Source organism: Turicibacter sp. T129 (assembly GCF_025594975.1).
Classification (GTDB): Bacteria; Bacillota_I; Bacilli_A; order MOL361; family Turicibacteraceae; genus Turicibacter; species Turicibacter bilis.
In genome coordinates this window covers 14,198-30,887 of sequence record NZ_JAMQUU010000003.1, presented here as the reverse complement: position 1 = coordinate 30,887, position 16,690 = coordinate 14,198, and the positions used below count along the sequence as shown (strand labels likewise).

The 16,690-nt window shown below is 32.8% G+C and carries 16 protein-coding genes; 1 reads left to right on the top strand and 15 read right to left on the bottom strand.

Annotation, left to right across the window (positions count from 1 at the left end):
• Positions 1-9: 9 nt before the first annotated feature.
• The 7 genes from NEH75_RS00365 to NEH75_RS00335 form a co-directional block, all read right to left on the bottom strand.
• The gene (locus NEH75_RS00365; protein ID WP_262948316.1) at positions 10-132 is read right to left on the bottom strand and encodes a hypothetical protein; all 123 of its coding nucleotides are present in this window, start codon (positions 130-132) and stop codon (positions 10-12) included.
• 154 nt (positions 133-286) lie between these two features.
• On the bottom strand, positions 287-1,954 hold the full coding sequence (locus NEH75_RS00360; RefSeq protein ID WP_262948315.1) for an FAD-dependent oxidoreductase: 1,668 nt from the start codon (positions 1,952-1,954) through the stop codon (positions 287-289).
• A 736-nt stretch (positions 1,955-2,690) separates the two neighbouring features.
• On the bottom strand, positions 2,691-3,254 hold the full coding sequence (gene ahpC / locus NEH75_RS00355; protein WP_068759008.1) for an alkyl hydroperoxide reductase subunit C: 564 nt from the start codon (positions 3,252-3,254) through the stop codon (positions 2,691-2,693).
• Between the two features lie 220 nt (positions 3,255-3,474).
• The gene (locus NEH75_RS00350) at positions 3,475-4,047 is read right to left on the bottom strand and encodes a hypothetical protein (RefSeq protein ID WP_262948314.1); all 573 of its coding nucleotides are present in this window, start codon (positions 4,045-4,047) and stop codon (positions 3,475-3,477) included.
• 1 nt (position 4,048) lies between these two features.
• The gene (locus tag NEH75_RS00345; protein ID WP_262948313.1) at positions 4,049-4,537 is read right to left on the bottom strand and encodes a hypothetical protein; all 489 of its coding nucleotides are present in this window, start codon (positions 4,535-4,537) and stop codon (positions 4,049-4,051) included.
• A gap of 326 nt (positions 4,538-4,863) precedes the next feature.
• Positions 4,864-4,992: a hypothetical protein gene (locus tag NEH75_RS00340; RefSeq protein WP_262948312.1), complete on the bottom strand. Its 129-nt coding sequence runs from the start codon at positions 4,990-4,992 to the stop codon at positions 4,864-4,866.
• A 166-nt stretch (positions 4,993-5,158) separates the two neighbouring features.
• Positions 5,159-5,704: a VanZ family protein gene (locus tag NEH75_RS00335; RefSeq protein WP_262948311.1), complete on the bottom strand. Its 546-nt coding sequence runs from the start codon at positions 5,702-5,704 to the stop codon at positions 5,159-5,161.
• 819 nt (positions 5,705-6,523) lie between these two features.
• Here NEH75_RS00335 and galU point away from each other — a divergent pair.
• Positions 6,524-7,408 carry a UTP--glucose-1-phosphate uridylyltransferase GalU gene (galU, locus tag NEH75_RS00330; protein WP_055305163.1) on the top strand — a complete coding sequence of 295 codons (885 nt, stop codon included), beginning with the start codon at positions 6,524-6,526 and terminating at the stop codon, positions 7,406-7,408.
• Positions 7,409-7,451: 43 nt separating this feature from the next.
• Here the strand turns inward: galU and NEH75_RS00325 are convergent, their stop codons facing one another.
• From NEH75_RS00325 to NEH75_RS00290, 8 genes are all read right to left on the bottom strand, one after another.
• Positions 7,452-8,495: an LCP family protein gene (locus tag NEH75_RS00325; RefSeq protein WP_262948309.1), complete on the bottom strand. Its 1,044-nt coding sequence runs from the start codon at positions 8,493-8,495 to the stop codon at positions 7,452-7,454.
• A gap of 242 nt (positions 8,496-8,737) precedes the next feature.
• Positions 8,738-9,874 (bottom strand): UDP-N-acetylglucosamine 2-epimerase, encoded by a 1,137-nt coding sequence (neuC, locus tag NEH75_RS00320; protein WP_262948307.1) that lies wholly within the window; start codon positions 9,872-9,874, stop codon positions 8,738-8,740.
• Between the two features lie 2 nt (positions 9,875-9,876).
• Positions 9,877-10,920 carry an N-acetylneuraminate synthase gene (gene neuB / locus NEH75_RS00315; protein ID WP_262948305.1) on the bottom strand — a complete coding sequence of 348 codons (1,044 nt, stop codon included), beginning with the start codon at positions 10,918-10,920 and terminating at the stop codon, positions 9,877-9,879.
• Position 10,921: 1 nt separating this feature from the next.
• On the bottom strand, positions 10,922-12,427 hold the full coding sequence (locus NEH75_RS00310) for a sodium:solute symporter (RefSeq protein ID WP_262948303.1): 1,506 nt from the start codon (positions 12,425-12,427) through the stop codon (positions 10,922-10,924).
• A complete protein-coding gene (locus NEH75_RS00305; protein ID WP_262948301.1) occupies positions 12,424-13,158 on the bottom strand; it encodes a cytidylyltransferase domain-containing protein in 735 nt (244 codons plus the stop codon). The genes NEH75_RS00310 and NEH75_RS00305 overlap by 4 nt, the downstream gene beginning before the upstream one ends.
• On the bottom strand, positions 13,148-14,554 hold the full coding sequence (locus tag NEH75_RS00300) for a lipopolysaccharide biosynthesis protein (protein WP_262948300.1): 1,407 nt from the start codon (positions 14,552-14,554) through the stop codon (positions 13,148-13,150). Before NEH75_RS00300 ends, NEH75_RS00305 begins: the two co-directional genes overlap by 11 nt.
• Positions 14,547-15,614, bottom strand: coding sequence for an alpha-2,8-polysialyltransferase family protein (locus NEH75_RS00295; RefSeq protein WP_262948299.1), 1,068 nt, complete (start codon positions 15,612-15,614; stop codon positions 14,547-14,549). Before NEH75_RS00295 ends, NEH75_RS00300 begins: the two co-directional genes overlap by 8 nt.
• Entirely contained in the window at positions 15,607-16,680 is a 1,074-nt protein-coding gene (locus tag NEH75_RS00290) for an O-antigen ligase family protein (RefSeq protein WP_262948298.1), read from the bottom strand. Before NEH75_RS00290 ends, NEH75_RS00295 begins: the two co-directional genes overlap by 8 nt.
• Between the last annotated feature and the right edge of the window lie 10 nt (positions 16,681-16,690).

Sequence of the window (16,690 nt, the reverse complement as noted above, 5' to 3'; positions counted from 1 at the left end):
CATTTCTGTTTATATATATAAAGATTCATTCGCCCAATTATAAGTATCTCCCTCAAAGGCTAGAACAGATAAGTTTGCAAATAATCCAGTGACTAACACAACAAGCCCAAGTACAAGTTTACTTATACTCATCCTTTCATTCCTCCTAAATAATCTGAGTTTATTTCAAATTAACTTTCTATACAGTATATATTTTACATTATTTTTCTTTTTTTTACATCACTAAAAAAAATCCGGCATAAAACCGAAAGAACATCGATTTTATGCCGGACACTCATTAATTAAATTAAGCAATGAAGTTTAACATATCTTGGATTGATTTTGATCCGAATGTTACTTTTTCATCGTTAACGATCATACATGGTACTGACATGACTTTATGTTTTGTTTTTAATTCTGGGAAGTTGGCAATATCTAACATCTCAGCTTCTACGTTAGGGTTTTCGATGGCGATACGTTGTGCTCCAACAACGACGTCTGGACATAAGTGGCATGATAATGAAACAGCTACTTTGATGTTAACTTTTTTATCAACCGCTTTGATTGCTTCTAAAACTGATGCATCTAAGGCTTGTCCTGGTCCAGCTAAGTTATAGATGGCTAATAAGAATGAGTTTAACTCATGTCCACCAGGTACTCCGTGGAATTTAACTCCAGCGTAGTTTCCATCCTTATCAAGGAATGCCACAACTGGGAATTTGTCAGCATTTACTTTTGCTTCTAAGGCTGCATCTTCACCTTTTGTTTTAACAACGGCCTCTAATTTATCACCTAAGTCAGCGATATCGATGACTAAGTCACGTAATTCAATTGATTTCCCATTTGTTGGATCAACAATTGTCACTAATGTCACGTTGTTTTCCATACGTCCAAGTACTGTTGCGATTTGTCCACGTAAGGCATCATTTAATAACGCAGAGCGTCCACCTTGTGCCACTTGTTTAGCTTGTGGTGCAGACTCAGCAGCGGATTTGGGTTGTGGTGTTTCTTCGATTTCTTCTTCAACAATTCCTAAACGTTCTTTTTCATGAGCCACATATTTTTCAGCTTCTAATGAAGCGATGGCTCCATCCGCAACCGCTGTAACAACTTGGCGCAATACTTTCGGACGTAAATCTCCTGCTGCATAGACCCCTTCAACGCTTGTGTGCATGTTTTCATCAGTGATGATGTATCCCCATTTATCCATATCAACTAAACCGTTGAATACTTTAGTTTGTGGCACGTATCCTGCGAAGATGAAGATACCGAATGTTTCGTCTTCAGCTGCCACGTGTTCAAAAGTTTCCCCAGTTTGATTGTTGATGAACTTCACGCGACGTAATAATTCATCTCCTGTTGCCTCAACGATTTCAGTGTTGAATTTAACTTCAATTTTTGGATGAGCTAATACTTTATCAGCAATTGTTTTTGCACATGTGAATTCTGGTTCACGAGCGATCACTGTTACTTTACGAGCAAAACGAGTTAAAAAGATCGCTTCTTCAGCTGCTGCGAATCCTGCACCGATGACGAATACTTCTAATCCTGTGTAGAATTCTCCATCACATGTTGCACAGTAAGCGACTCCACGTCCACGGTATTCAGCTTCACCTGGGAACCCTAAAGTGCGAGGTGTTGCCCCTGTTGCGATAATCACTGAACGAGTTTCATAATCACCGTTTGTTGTTTTTAAAACTTTGATTTCACCTTCTAATTTAGCTTCTAATACCTCAGCCTGAGCAAATTTTACTCCGAAGTCTTCCGCTTGAAGATGCATCTCTTCCATTAATTTAGGGCCTGTAGTGTGACGAACACCAGGATAGTTCACAATCTCATTTGTTGTCTTAGCTTGTCCCCCCACAGAACCTTGCTCTAACACTAACGTTTTCATTTTAGCGCGTCCTGAATAAATCCCAGCAGACATCCCTGCTGCTCCTCCACCAATCACAATGACATCATAAATAGTTTTCATCTTAACTTCCTCCTTATATAAATGAAATAAACAGTTCACAACAACCTTTATTCCCTACTGACTCAGTTATGCATAGCAATCAAAGGACCTCTAATGATATCCTTTCATGACACATCCATAACTTTCCTTATTATACTATATAAGAATAAGGATAAACTATCTAAAATTAATAGTATAATCCTTATTCTTAAATTAAATGCTTTAAAAATTATCTAGACTAAATATACTTACTTTATAAAAAATAAAAATCTAAAGCCCTATTAGTGGGAGATACATTTACTTCGTAAATGATGGGGCCCCACGAACAAACTCCTCACTGGTTTTTAGACATCTATTCGTTAGAATTTAGATAGTCTTATCCTTTAGGGCAGCTTTTTACTTAATCTAGCTTCGAGTGGCAATCTTTAATTACTCTACCTATTAAGGAAAGATGCTAACACATCATAGGGAATCTATAAAGTCAACTTGCGGCTTGAACCAGGTGGCATGCTCCAATCCAGTTTCGTTGAGCAGATGTTCTATGAAGTTTCTCTTCCGCTCAATCTTTTTTTATAAAGATTGGCAAAAGATTCAACCCCTACGATCATCTAAGCGCTCAACTCAACTCTTTATATAATCTAGTTTCGAGTTGCAGTCTCTCTATAAAGTCTAAAACTGTCTAGCGACTCCTTAAGGAGTCACTATCAGTTTCGACGACTTTTACGAGCAGACTAATCGCAACTCTCAACCTTTTATATTATAATTTCCCTACTAGGTCTAAGCTTGGTGTTAATGTTTCTTGTCCTGGTTTCCATTTTGCTGGACAGACTTGGTCACCATGTGCTGCAACGAATTGTGCGGCTTGTACTTTACGTAATAATTCATCGGCGTCACGTCCGATTCCATTGTCATGTATTTCGTATGCTTTAATAACACCTTCTGGATTGACAACGAAGCTTCCGCGTAATGCCATTCCTTCTTCTTCAATCATTACATCAAATCCACGAGTTAATTTTCCAGTTGGATCGGCTAACATTGGATACTTGATTTTTCCGATTGTTTCTGAGGCATCTGCCCATGCTTTATGTACGAAGTGTGTATCTGTTGATACTGAGTAAACTTCGCATCCAATTTCTTTGAATTGTTCGTATTTATCCGCTAAATCTCCTAATTCAGTTGGACAAACGAATGTGAAGTCCGCTGGATAGAATACATAGACTGCCCATTTTCCTTTTGCAGCTTCTGATGTAAATTCTTTAAAATCTCCAGCTTGATAACCTTGAACTTTATAATCAACAACATGAGTACCGATTAATGACATGTTAATTCCTCCTTTTTAAAACTAGTAACTGTTACTGATATTATTATAGATTTGAATCTTAATAATGTCAATGCTATTTATAAACTTTTTTTGCACTTTATCAGCAAACCTATTATTTACTTCTTAAAATAAACTTATACGAAATAAAGCAGACGATGAACTGATAAATGTTACTTTTATTGAACTCTTCATTTCATAAAAAAAAGTGGGAATCTCCCACTTATAATTCAGTGATGCTACCATCGTCTCCCACAAAAAGAAGTAGGACAATTCCATCGCCGCCCTCTTTTTCTTGTAAGACTTTTGATTTTAAAGCCACATAATACCCAATTTGATCTTCACCATAATGCTCGTGGTTATCGTCGTACATATAAATAATATCCTCATCATCTGTCCCATAACGCTCCATCGCAAGTGCGACCGCATCGACAGCTGTAAACGTATGATTATGTGTCCCATCTTCACTGACTTCAACTTCACTCAAAACGTCTTTTAATTGACTAATTCGAATAAGTTGTTCCTCCGTTCCAACAGGTCCATTTAATTCAGATAAAAATCCATTTAAGGCGACTTTCGCGGCATGTAACTCTTCTACCCCAACTAACATCTCAATATAAGCAAGTTCCTCTTCAATTGTTGAATGACTTAAAGATTTTCCAACGGCTTGTGTTGTCTCATCTAAACTTATCGCTTGGATTCCTGCCTCTTCTTGAATCTCTAAATCATTGGTACATGCCATTAAACTCATCGATGACAATAACATCAGGAATACATTCGATAGACTCCGCTTCATGTTACCCCTCCATCTCTTGTTTTAAATTGATTAATTCCTCAATTTCACTTTCAAACATTTTTAATGTCCCCATTCGTTTTTCAATCAAGCGAATCAACTCCATGACCTCTTTGATCTCCCGACTTTCTAAGGTACTACTCGCTAATTCTTTTACCTCGCTGAGTTTACCTTTAATGTATGCAATCGCTTCTTCTTTTACAAAGCTGGGCTTACTATCTACCAAATTCAAATCCGTCCACGCTAATAATAAGTTATCAAAGTCTTCGAGTTCATCATAATCAATCATCTCTAAAAAGGCCTCACCCTGCTCATACCAGATTTCATACTTTTTATTTGAACTTTCATCACTTGCTAACTTTAATAAACCAACTGCATGATCATACGACTTTTCCTCAAACGCTAATTTCGCTTCTTTAACAGCTTGATTCGCTAACTTTCCCTCACAACCTACTAAAACAATCAACCCTAATACCACTACATACCGCTTCACCAACAACCACCATCCTCGATAACACGAGAATATCACAGCTTACACCTAGAAATTTGCCACATCATTACCAAAAAATCGCACTACTTCTGTCTTCTTTTAGCTAACCCCGCTGCCATCGTCACAGGCGGACAAACACTCAAACTTCCTGACAAAAAAAGCGCGACAATAACTGTCACGCCTCGTAATTAAAAAACTTTTTGATTCAGTCTCTTCAACCGATATTTCAATGTAATACGACTTATAATCGATTCTACTTCTTTTAAGCGTGCTAATATAATGCAATAAATAGGGAAAAACTGCTCTAATACTAACCAACCTTGATAATCCTAAACCTCTTCTAATAAAGTAGCATTTAGTGCTCGCTGATTCGCTTCCACCTTACTAACACGATATTGCTCACATAAGCGATAAAACCAACGCTTTACCACTTTTGGGGTCACACCCAATACATTCACAATAGACTAACTCTAGCTTTCCTTGTAAAATACAAAAATAATTTTTTCAAAAAATATCTATAAATGAATCTAAATAACCTCTAAACCCTCGTAAAATACATCATGTGTCAAAAAGAGATATAACTTGCATCCCACTTTCTCATTATTATTAAAAAGACATAAAATCCTAATAAGATTTCATGCCTTTTGATTTTAAAGATTTAATCAATCCTAACACCACTCCAACACAAGCAATTCCAAATAATGCCCCACTAAAATCAATGACAATATCGCGAACATTGCTCCCTCGACCGATAAAAGATTGATAAAATTCATCCCCAACTGCACACAATAAGGTAATAAACAAAGAGTAAATGACAATATTCAATCTCGATTGTTTTATTAAATAAAAATCAATCGCTAATAACATAGCCAACAGTCCATATTCAAAAAAGTGGGCACTTTTACGAATGACGTAGGCAATATCTTTTCGAAATTTCTTTTTTGCTAAGGCAGTTTCATCCACTTGATGTTCAGGCGTTGGCGTTGCCATTTGATTTGTTTCAGTTGATTCGTACTTTTCCTTAAACGTCTCTTGAACGGTTTCAATCATTTCCATAACTTGATCAACAATCACGTCACTCTGACTATAAGACTCATCAAGTTGTCTTGATCCTTGATAAAAAATAAAACACATCCAACCAATAGTTAAACATAAAAACACTTGTTTCATATTCGCTCCTTCTTCATTTCTGTTTCATACACTTCTTATCTAGCGTATCACACCTCATGAAGACTTGTCTATTTAAACCTCATCGACTAACAAAGACGTTTTTTGCTTGAGAAGCTTAGGTGATTGAAAAAAAGTCATGATTTTCTGAACAAGTGTATAATCTAAACGGATGCACGGTCTTCCCATCAATGAATCTAAGTGATAGGTAAGAAGATAACGATGAGCATAATCATAATAATTTGCTAAATACTTCAATGAAGGAAATCATAATTGTATATGTCCTAACATAGAACCTATCTGATTATTCTTACAAGCTAAATTATTTCTAAACTGTTATTGCAACTTGCGTTTTATATGGATGTCATTTGAAAAAATAAAGCACACAAATGTATAAACAACTGACTCCTCTATCGATTCAATCATTTATCTCTCGCTTAACTCAAGATTAAGTTAAAGATGACAAATATACAGTAAATACAATGAAAATCCAGTTAGCTTTAATAGATTTAGTTGATTTTCAATATATATGATCAACTTAAATTAGGATGCTATTTCATCCAAGGAGTAATATCATAATTTAAAATTAAATGAATTAAAAAATCTTCATCACTTAACGTCCAATGCACTTCTATTTCAAAACCCAGACCTTTATACGTATGATGCTTTTCATTTTTATTTCCACTACTTTAACCCTATGCAAAACAATGAAAAATAGAACTTTTAATTTCACTTTTAAACCCAACTAAATATAGGCAAATTTGTAAATACATGATATAATTTACCTATCTTTATGGGAAAAAGAGAAGGAGTTAGAGAGTTATGAGAAAACCGGTTCGTAAAGCCGTGATTCCAGCAGCGGGATTCGGAACACGCTTTTTACCAGCGACAAAATCACAACCAAAAGAAATGTTACCAATCGTTGATAAACCAACGATTCAATACATTATTGAAGAAGCGATTGCTTCAGGCATCGAAGAAATCTTAATCGTCACAAGCTCAACAAAACGTTCAATTGAAGATCATTTCGATAAATCCTATGAACTTGAAGATACGTTAGCCAAAAAAGGAAAAACTGACATGCTTGAAATGGTACAAAACATTTCAAATATGGCTCAAATTCACTACATACGCCAAAAAGAAGCAAAAGGATTAGGACATGCGATTTTATGTGCGAAAACCTTCATTGGAAATGAACCATTCGCTGTTTTATTAGGAGATGACATCGTGGTGAACGATGAAAACCCAGCAACAAAACAATTAATTCAAGCCTATGAGAAAAATGGATGCTCAATTATGGGGGTTCAAACCGTAGCTGATGAGGACGTTTCTAAGTACGGAATCATGAAGCCATCAAAATCACATCAACCAGAGGGGCGTATGGTGAAATTATCTGGAATGGTTGAAAAACCAAAACAAGAAGAAGCACCATCTAATTTAGCCGTGATGGGACGCTACGTCTTAACTCCAGAAATCTTTGAAATGTTAGAAACACAAGAAGCTGGAGCTGGTGGTGAAATTCAATTAACAGATGCGATCGACCGCTTAATGGACCGTCAAGCCGTTTACGCTTACGACTTCGAAGGACAACGCTACGATGTTGGAGATAAATTCGGATTCATTAAAGCAACCATTGACTTCTCATTAAACCGCGATGACTTAAAAGATCAAGTCATTGCCTACTTAAAAGAATTAAAACAAGCTTAATACATAACAAAAGGAACCTTCCCTCGAAGGTTCCTTTTTTACTTTACTCAACTCGTCCAAACGTTTCATAGATTGCCGCCTCAGTCTCAATGACAGTTGGTGAGGGCTGATACTCAGTGTCATTATAAATAAACGCATGCACATCACGTACTAAGTCCTGATAACTATTCATGACATAAAGCGGACTATATCCTTTATAGCTTACCGTTTTGTTTTTATTATCAGAAGCTGGAATTTGTGTTTGCTCAATATTTTTTAAGTCAAATGTTAAAACTTTTGTTCCAAAACTAATCATCTCATTCATCGTTAAATTCGTTTCCACATAAGGTAAACAAGCGTCTAGCAAGCCTAATAGTTCCGTATAACTTTGATTCATCACTTTATCAATCATCGCTTCCATAACTTTGTTCTGACGATTCATTCGATCAAAATCATCACCCACATAACGATTACGCATATATGCCATCGCTTGTCGACCTGATAAAGTTTGTAATCCACCTTTAGTTAAATAAGGAGCATCAACATCATTAGAAGATGCAGAATTTAAACTTTTAATATAATCATTCGTCACCTTTAACTCATTCTCATGAACATCTAGCTCAATTCCATCAATCGTATCAATAATATGCTCAATCGCATCAAAATTAAACGCCACATAACGCGTAATATCTAAATCAAAATTATAATTTAACGTCTTTAACGTTAATGGAGCGCCTCCATACCAATACGCATGATTTAACTTATCAAAATCATTTTCAGGATTAGGAATATAAATCAATGTATCACGCTGAAACGAAGTCAGCTTCACCTTTTTACTGTTCATATCAAGAGAAATCACCTTAATCGCATCACTACGACCATTCGATCCATCACCATCACGATCAATCCCTAAAACAGCAATATTAACAATATTAGACTCTTCCTCTTTTTGAACAAGCCCCTCTGAAACTCCAACATCTTCGGGCTTTAAAGACTCTGTCGTCTCTACCTTTGAGTAAAAATGATTCGCGGCAAAAAGACTACCACCTAATATTAAGACTAGTAAACTAAAAATTACACATAATATGATTCCTACTTTTTTCTTCAAATTTTCTTCCTCCTTTAAACGTATGTTTACAAAAGCTTCTAATTTTAAAAGAAAAAAACACTAGCTCACTTTCATATATGCCTAATTTCTCTAATATAAGTAACATATAATGTGAGCTAATGTTCAATTCATCTGTGATAATAATGTTATCTAATTAATGTTTAAATGATATTGTTTTATCTTATGAAACAGTATATTAATTCTAATAATAAAATGAAACACAATATAATCATGGATTAATCTTAGAAATCTACATCAATAAAACGCTTTTGAATTTCAGATTCCCAGATAGCTGAATTCTTAACAATCTCTATAAACTTTTCATCACTTTTTCCGTCTCCAAAATATGAGGCGCAATACGGATGAGTTTGAAGAGCGGCTTGAATAGAAGCTAAAATTTGAGAAGTATCTTCGTCACAGTGAAGAATATTAACGGTCTCTTCCCTATAACGCCCACTTTGACGGCATCCTAAATCAATCGCCATCTTTCCATAAACACAGGCCTCACGAATTCCCGAACTTGAATTACCAATAATGAAGTCACAGTTTTTTAGTAACGTTAAGAAGTATTCGAAGCGCATCGATGGATAAACTAAGAAGTTTGGATGATTTTCAAATCGTCTGTATTCTTTTAAAATGACGTCACTTCCATGATCATTATTTGGATAAATCACAACATATTGTCTACCTGATTCAATGACGGCATCGACCACATTTTTAACCTTCTGTGGTAATTGATCAACTTCTGTGGTAACCGGATGATACATTAAAATACTAAATGTTTCAAATGGAATTCCGTATTTATCTTTTACTTCATCCATGTTGGGAAGCGTATCGGAATACATAATATCTAAATCAGGTGATCCAAAAACAAAGACTGATTCTTCTTTTTCTCCTAATTGTAAAATACGTTTTTTCGCTTCATCATTTGCTACCAAGTGGAAGTGAGCCATTTTTGTAATCGCATGACGAATCGATTCATCAATTGTTCCTGATACTTCTCCACCTTCAATGTGCATGACTTTGATATTATTAAAGGCCCCAACGATAGCTCCTGCTAAAGCTTCTAAACGGTCGCCATGAACCACGATTAAATCTGGTTTCACTTCATCACAATAATTACTCAATCCTGTAATCGTGTTACTAAGTGAGATATCCATTTGGTCATGTGAACTTGATTTTTGATTAATATATTTATAAATATTTTTGAATCCGTCTTTTTCTACTTCATGATAGGTTGATCCATATTTACTTAACATATGCATTCCGGTTACAAAGACGTGTAATTCAAAATTTGAATCTGTTTCAACCCTTTTCATTAATGATTTTAATTTTCCATAATCAGCACGTGTTCCTGTTAAAAAAAGTATCTTCTTCATTGTTACGCCTCCAAATCAGCCCATGAAAGATGCTCGTCACATTCGATATCTTTATTGATGACACGCCCCATTAATGATTCATAGTGTTCAGCTTTAATTTCACCTGTACCTGGACGTTTTACCCAAATGTTATCATGAGTTAATACATCACCTTTTTTTAACTCTTTTGTTGTCACAACTGTGGCGAATGCAAAATCAATGGTCACTTGTTCTTCTTTAGCTGCTTCTTTTTTTCCACCACGCATTTGTTGGATTTGAGCACTTCCATCAATGAGTTCTTTTAATTCTTTTGGATCCATTGAGCAAACGATGTCTGGTCCTGGACGGTCTTTTGAATCTGTAAAGTGACGTTCTAAAACCGATGCCCCTAAAGCTGCTGCTGCTAAACAAGCGTTGTTGTTTATCGTATGATCAGATAACCCAATGATGGCATTAGGGAATTCATTTTGTAATTCAATCATTCCACCTAAACGAACTAAATGAGCAGGTGTTGGATAAAGATTAGTACAATGTAATAATGAATATTTAACCCCGTGCTTCTCCATGATTTCAACTGATTTACGGATACTTTCAATATCATTCATTCCCGTTGATAAAATAATTGGTTTTCCGTATGAGGCAATTAAATCGATTAATGGATAATTATTACATTCTCCTGAACCAATTTTATAAGCTTGAACTCCCATACGCTCTAAGCGCTCCGCTGCTGCACGTGAAAATGGCGTACTAATGAAAATCATCCCTTTAGATTCAACATATTCTTTTAATTTAATCTCATCTTCCTCATTTAATGCACAACGTGCCATCACGTCATAAATTGAAACATCTGTATTTCCTGGAATCACTTCTTTTGCAGCTTTTGACATTTCATCCTCAACCACATGTGTCTGATGTTTAATTACTTCAGCCCCAGCTTCATAAGCTGCATCTACCATCTCAAACGCTGTTTTTAACGATCCTTCATGATTAATTCCAATCTCTGCAATAACTAATGGGGCATAATCTTCACCAATTTTACGATTCCCAATTTGCATATAGTTTTTCATTCTAAATCCCCTTATCCTGTTCAAATTCAGTCATACTTAATTTATTATGCTTTGTACTCTTTACCTTTTCTTCAATATAACTTACAACAAATCCTACAACACATGAAGTGGCAATTGTCACAATAGAATAACTCCATGATGTGACTTCAGGATGATTATACTTTAAATTAATCACAATGATAGCAGATATGATAAATCCTGCATAAGCCCCTAACTTTGTCGCTTTTCTATTGATTACCCCTAATACAAAGATACCGGCTAATACTCCTAGTACTAATCCCATAAAGCTATTAAACCATTCATAAGCTGATTTAATTTCTCCATTCGCTAGAATCATAGCAACAATAATAGAAACAATTCCAACACCTAATGAAACAAATTTAGCAATTTGAGTCTGCTTTTCAGTCGAAATTTGTTTTTTAAAACATCCCTGAATATCTAACACCCAGCTTGTTGCCACAGAATTTAACCCCGTTGATAACGTTGATTGAGAGGCAGCATAAATCGCCGCTAATAAAATACCTGAGACCCCAACTGGTAATTGATACACAATAAATGATGCAAAGATTTGATCTTGTTGTGCTGTCTGTAATAACTGTGGATTTTGATGATAAAAAATATATAATGCTGTTCCGATTAAGTAAATAACCGTTGTTGTTCCGATTGATAAAAATCCATTTCCAAATGTCATCTTACGTAATTCTTTAATATCTGTTGTTGTTGTAAAGCGTTGAACAACATCTTGACTTGAAATATAAGAAGAGAACGTATTAATTCCTGCTCCGACTAAAATAATGAAAACACTTGATTTTAAGATATTTGGATCAAAGACAACTTCATTTGGGGCTAAAAATTTATCCATTGATAAAGTATTAAAGATTTCAACAATTCCTCCATCAATAGAGAAAATTAAATACACTAATGTGAATAAAATACCGGCTATTAATACAACGCCTTGAATAAAATCTGTCCATACAACAGACTTCAATCCTCCACCATATGAGTAAACAATCGCAATAATTCCCATAATAACAATTAGTAAATTAGTATTAATCCCTAATAATTGAGATAATACAATTGATGGTAAATACATAATAATTGACATACGTCCAATTTGATAAATAATGAATAAAATAGCACCTAATACACGTAAACCTTTACTTTCATATCGTAGTTCTAAGTAATGATAAGCAGTATCAATTTTAAGTTTACTGTAGACTGGTAAAAATAATTTAATAGTTAATGGTACTGCAATAAAAATTCCTAGTTGCGCAAACCATAATAACCACGTTCCACTATATGAGTTCCCCGCAATTGATAAAAAGGAAATGGGACTTAATAATGTTGCAAAGATTGAAACTGATGTCACCCACCATGGAATCGTTCCATCTCCTTTAAAATAAGACTTTCCTTCCATTGGACTTTTTGAAAAGTATAGTCCAGCTGCTAATACAACCAATAAATAAACAATGACAATCGTAATATCAATTCCCGTTAAGCCGTTCACCCATGCTTCACCTTTCTTTCCTTTTCTTTCAGACTTAAATTATTGGTCAACATTAACTCAGCAATTTTTAAATCTAATAGTTCATCAATATCGACGTCATATTTTTCATTCATCACATAAGCTAATCGATTATCATTTAAACTAGTTTCTAAATTAAAATTTTCGTTTAATTTATTAACATAAATAGCTCCATTAACTTTATAATAATCAGGAAAATCTTGACGACGTTGAGTACTTGATGTATTTAATAAATTTACTACATGGCCGGTATCATCTAGTGTTCTAATTAAAATCGGATGATCTTTAACTTTTGAGATACTGACTAAACTTTCTTCTCCAGAACTAATTAATTGTTCAATTGCTTCATCAATATGTTTAGCTGTTCTCAAAGGTTGAGTTGGTTGTAAAAGAACAACATAATCGTACTCATCCCCCATCTCTTTTAAAGTCTCAATACAATGCACCATCGCATCAATCGTTTTAGCAGTATCTGATGCTAAATAATCAGGTCTTAAGAAGGGAACATCCGCTCCCCACTCTTTCGCTACCTTAGCAATTTGTTCGCCATCAGTTGAAACGACAATACGATCAATATACTTAGACTTTTTTGCAGCTTCAATTGAATAAGCAATTAATGGCTTGCCATTTAAATCAATAATATTTTTATCCTTAATCCCTTTACTCCCTGCACGGGCAGGAATAATAGCTAAAATTTTATCTTTATATTCCATTCTTTAAATCTCTCCTTTTTTTTATTAATATTACAAAAATATGCACCCCATATATCATTATAGCCGATACAGCAAGTATCAATCGTATTATGATGCTATTCATAATGTAATATGAGATACTTACTAGAATCGAGATAAAAAGACTACTAATAAAAACATATCTCTCTGGGAAATCTCTATGCTTTAAAATGTATAAAGTTACAATACAATGTAACAATAGCATAATAAAATATGAAATAGCAGTTGACATAGCTGCTCCTAATACACCGTGCTTTGGTATTATAATAATATTAAATATAATATTAAAAACTGCAGCTATAATAGTTGCTATTGGTATCAACTTTGTATTCTCTCTATAAAATTGGAAGTTGACATAAAAACTATATAAAAAAACAAAATAATATCCTAATAAAATTAATGGAGTAATATATATGGCATCTATATATTGTTTTCCTCCCATAATAATCACTAATTCTGGTACAATTAATATAAGTAATATGGTGATTAAAGTAAAAAAGTAAATATACTCTTTACAATATTCTTGAATTATATTGAACTTTTTTCTCTTTAAATTATCAAAATACCATGGTACCCAAGCATTATTTACTGATAACCAAATCATTTGTAAAATCATTCCGAGGTTATAAGCAAAACTATATAATGCAACATCCTCTTCACTAGTATAATGAACTAACATAAATCTATCTGCAACATTTAATATTTGTCCAGATAAATTATGAAATACTAAAGGTAGAGATAACTGTAAACCATAATGCCAATCATTTTTTAAAGTCTTAAAATCAATTCTTTTCCAAAGATGCAAATAAATATATATCATAATAATTAAATTACCTAAGGCTCCTGAAATAACACGAGCAAAATAAGTGTTATCCTTTAACATTAATATAAAACCTATAGATAATGCTGTACTTACTAAGGCAGTAACAATAGATAGTATAAAATGCTGTTTAGGCTTCTGTTTTATCGTTAATTCTGCTTGATATATCATAATTATAATATTAAAAAAAGATTGGAAAATCATTATAATCCCATATGCTTTTGAGGGAACACTTAATATATCACTACTAAACGGAACAAGAATTACTAAGATTATTGAAAGAAAAACTCCTATAAAAGGAAATAAAGTAATATTAGATACATAGCTATCAAACTGCTCTTGTGTTCTATTTGTGTATGCTAAACTGACTGTTCCTTGAATTTGTAGCCCAACTAATATCATTAATATTCCTAATGATGCCGAATATAAAGAATACATACCGTAATCACTAGGTAACATTAATCTTGTAAAAATAGGTAGAGTAAAAAAGTTTATTCCTTTTAAAAAAATGTTTCCTAAAAAATAAATAATACTTGATTTAACAAATTTATTACTCACTTATATACCACTCCCTAGCTTTACTATCCACAATACTAAATAAACTATCGCTATCAATAGGGAATTTTACACTATTGGATTGGAGAACTAGTTTTAAATATTCATCTTGCAAACCGCTTTTAACCATATCACTTATAGATATGAACTCATTATCATTTTGATTTATTAAAATTCCAGTTAAAAATACTGTACTTAAATTACCTATAAATATTGAATTTTTACTATTAAATATTATTTGTTCTCCAGCATGATTTTGATTTAATTCACGAACAAGTTGATGATTTATAAATCTCACATCTTCTCGAGGATGATATTTTAAAAAAACATTATTATATCTAGTTTGCAAATCTATTATCATTTTTTCATAAAAAGTCTTATCTTCTATAGAACTACTATGATCTAAAAATACGACAATACTATCTTTAATTTTATAAGATTCAAATGAGTAATTACTTTTTAAAATTTCAATATATTTGTTTGTATCAATTTGAGTTATTTTAGCTTTATTTAATTCCTTTCTTATATACGTAGGCAATAAAGCATAGAAGTATGAAATCAGACTAAATGTTCCAAAACAGCTTATGTCTTCATATATATATCCACTCTTCCAATATAGTATTTTATCTACAAATGTTCTCAACTTCATCTGTTTATTTCTACTAATGTTTATATTACAATAAGCAGCGGATCCATCTTCGACACCTATTATAGTTGCACCTTTTTGTTTTGCATAGTTACACAAAAATTGATTTTTAATATAATAATCATTAAATACGTATACCTGTTTATAACTGATTAGTGATGATGAAAAAGCTCTCACTATCCTTGAATCCTTTATTATCTTCAATAGTAATAAAAATAATGATTGATTTTTTTCATTAACTTTGCCGGGTAATATGAAAACATTTTCGAAAAATATATTCAATCTCTTCTTTGTATCCTTCTCTATTTTAAAATCTTCATATAGTATAATGTCTGCATTTTGTGCAGTTTGCTCAACTAAAACCATGGCTAAATTAATATGATGCGGTGTATGACATATAAAACAAATTTTATTCATTATCAGTATTATCTCCTTTCCTTGCTATTGATAATACAAAATAAGGAAGTAAAGGAAATAAAACAATGTTATGAATACAGGAAAAGAATAGAATAATCCATCCTTCTATATTAATAGTTCTAAAACGCATAATAACTATTAATAATATAATAAAAAATCCTAACCATCCATAGTCTATTAAAAGTGTTAAAATATCATTGTGTAACGGATATCCCTTTCCTATTTCTTTATAAGAGTAACCTAGTCCATACCCTAATAACTGTTTATTTTTATCCACTTGAAATGCATTAATCCCCATCATCGTTAAAGAGATACGTGTTTTATCACTCTGATCTTGATTCTCTCTTACTTCTATTGGTGTGATATTTAGAGAAGAAGAAACATTATTTATTCCCAATAATATTATTCCACATAATATAGCACTGACCCATATAACAAAAAATCTTCTACTCCAACTTTTCTTTCTGAAATAGTTAATTATAATAACTATACCAAATAACATTATTGAGGTACGCGACTTTGTTAGAAAGATAATTATAAATGAAATGAATAAATAAATATAATCTTGATAACCTTTTTTCTTATCATAAATATATAGAGCTGCTGTTAGTATAATTAACGAAAAAATTGTGGGACTACTCCACATAAAACCTGTAACACGTTCAACGTTATTTATATAGTCAATAATAGAATATAAGAAACCTACTACTATTAAAGTCTTACAAATTAAATTAAAATTAACATTTCTAGAATGAAATGCTAGAAATATATATATATAAAATATAAAATATTTAATTAATTCATTAATAGGTCTTTTTAGAAATAAAAAACTAATCAACGAGTATAATAGTAATAAATATATACTGATTGTAATAAACAAATCAATTTTTCTTTCGGATTTATAAGCATAAAAAATTATAAATAAAATTATGATACCTAAACCACTACATATCCATATTCGATTTGCTAATTGTTCTGGATTACTTACATATAATCTTTGGAAGAAGAGACATACAAAAACAGTTGGTAAAATATAACTAATTATAGAATTTAATCGTATTTTCAACAATCTCACC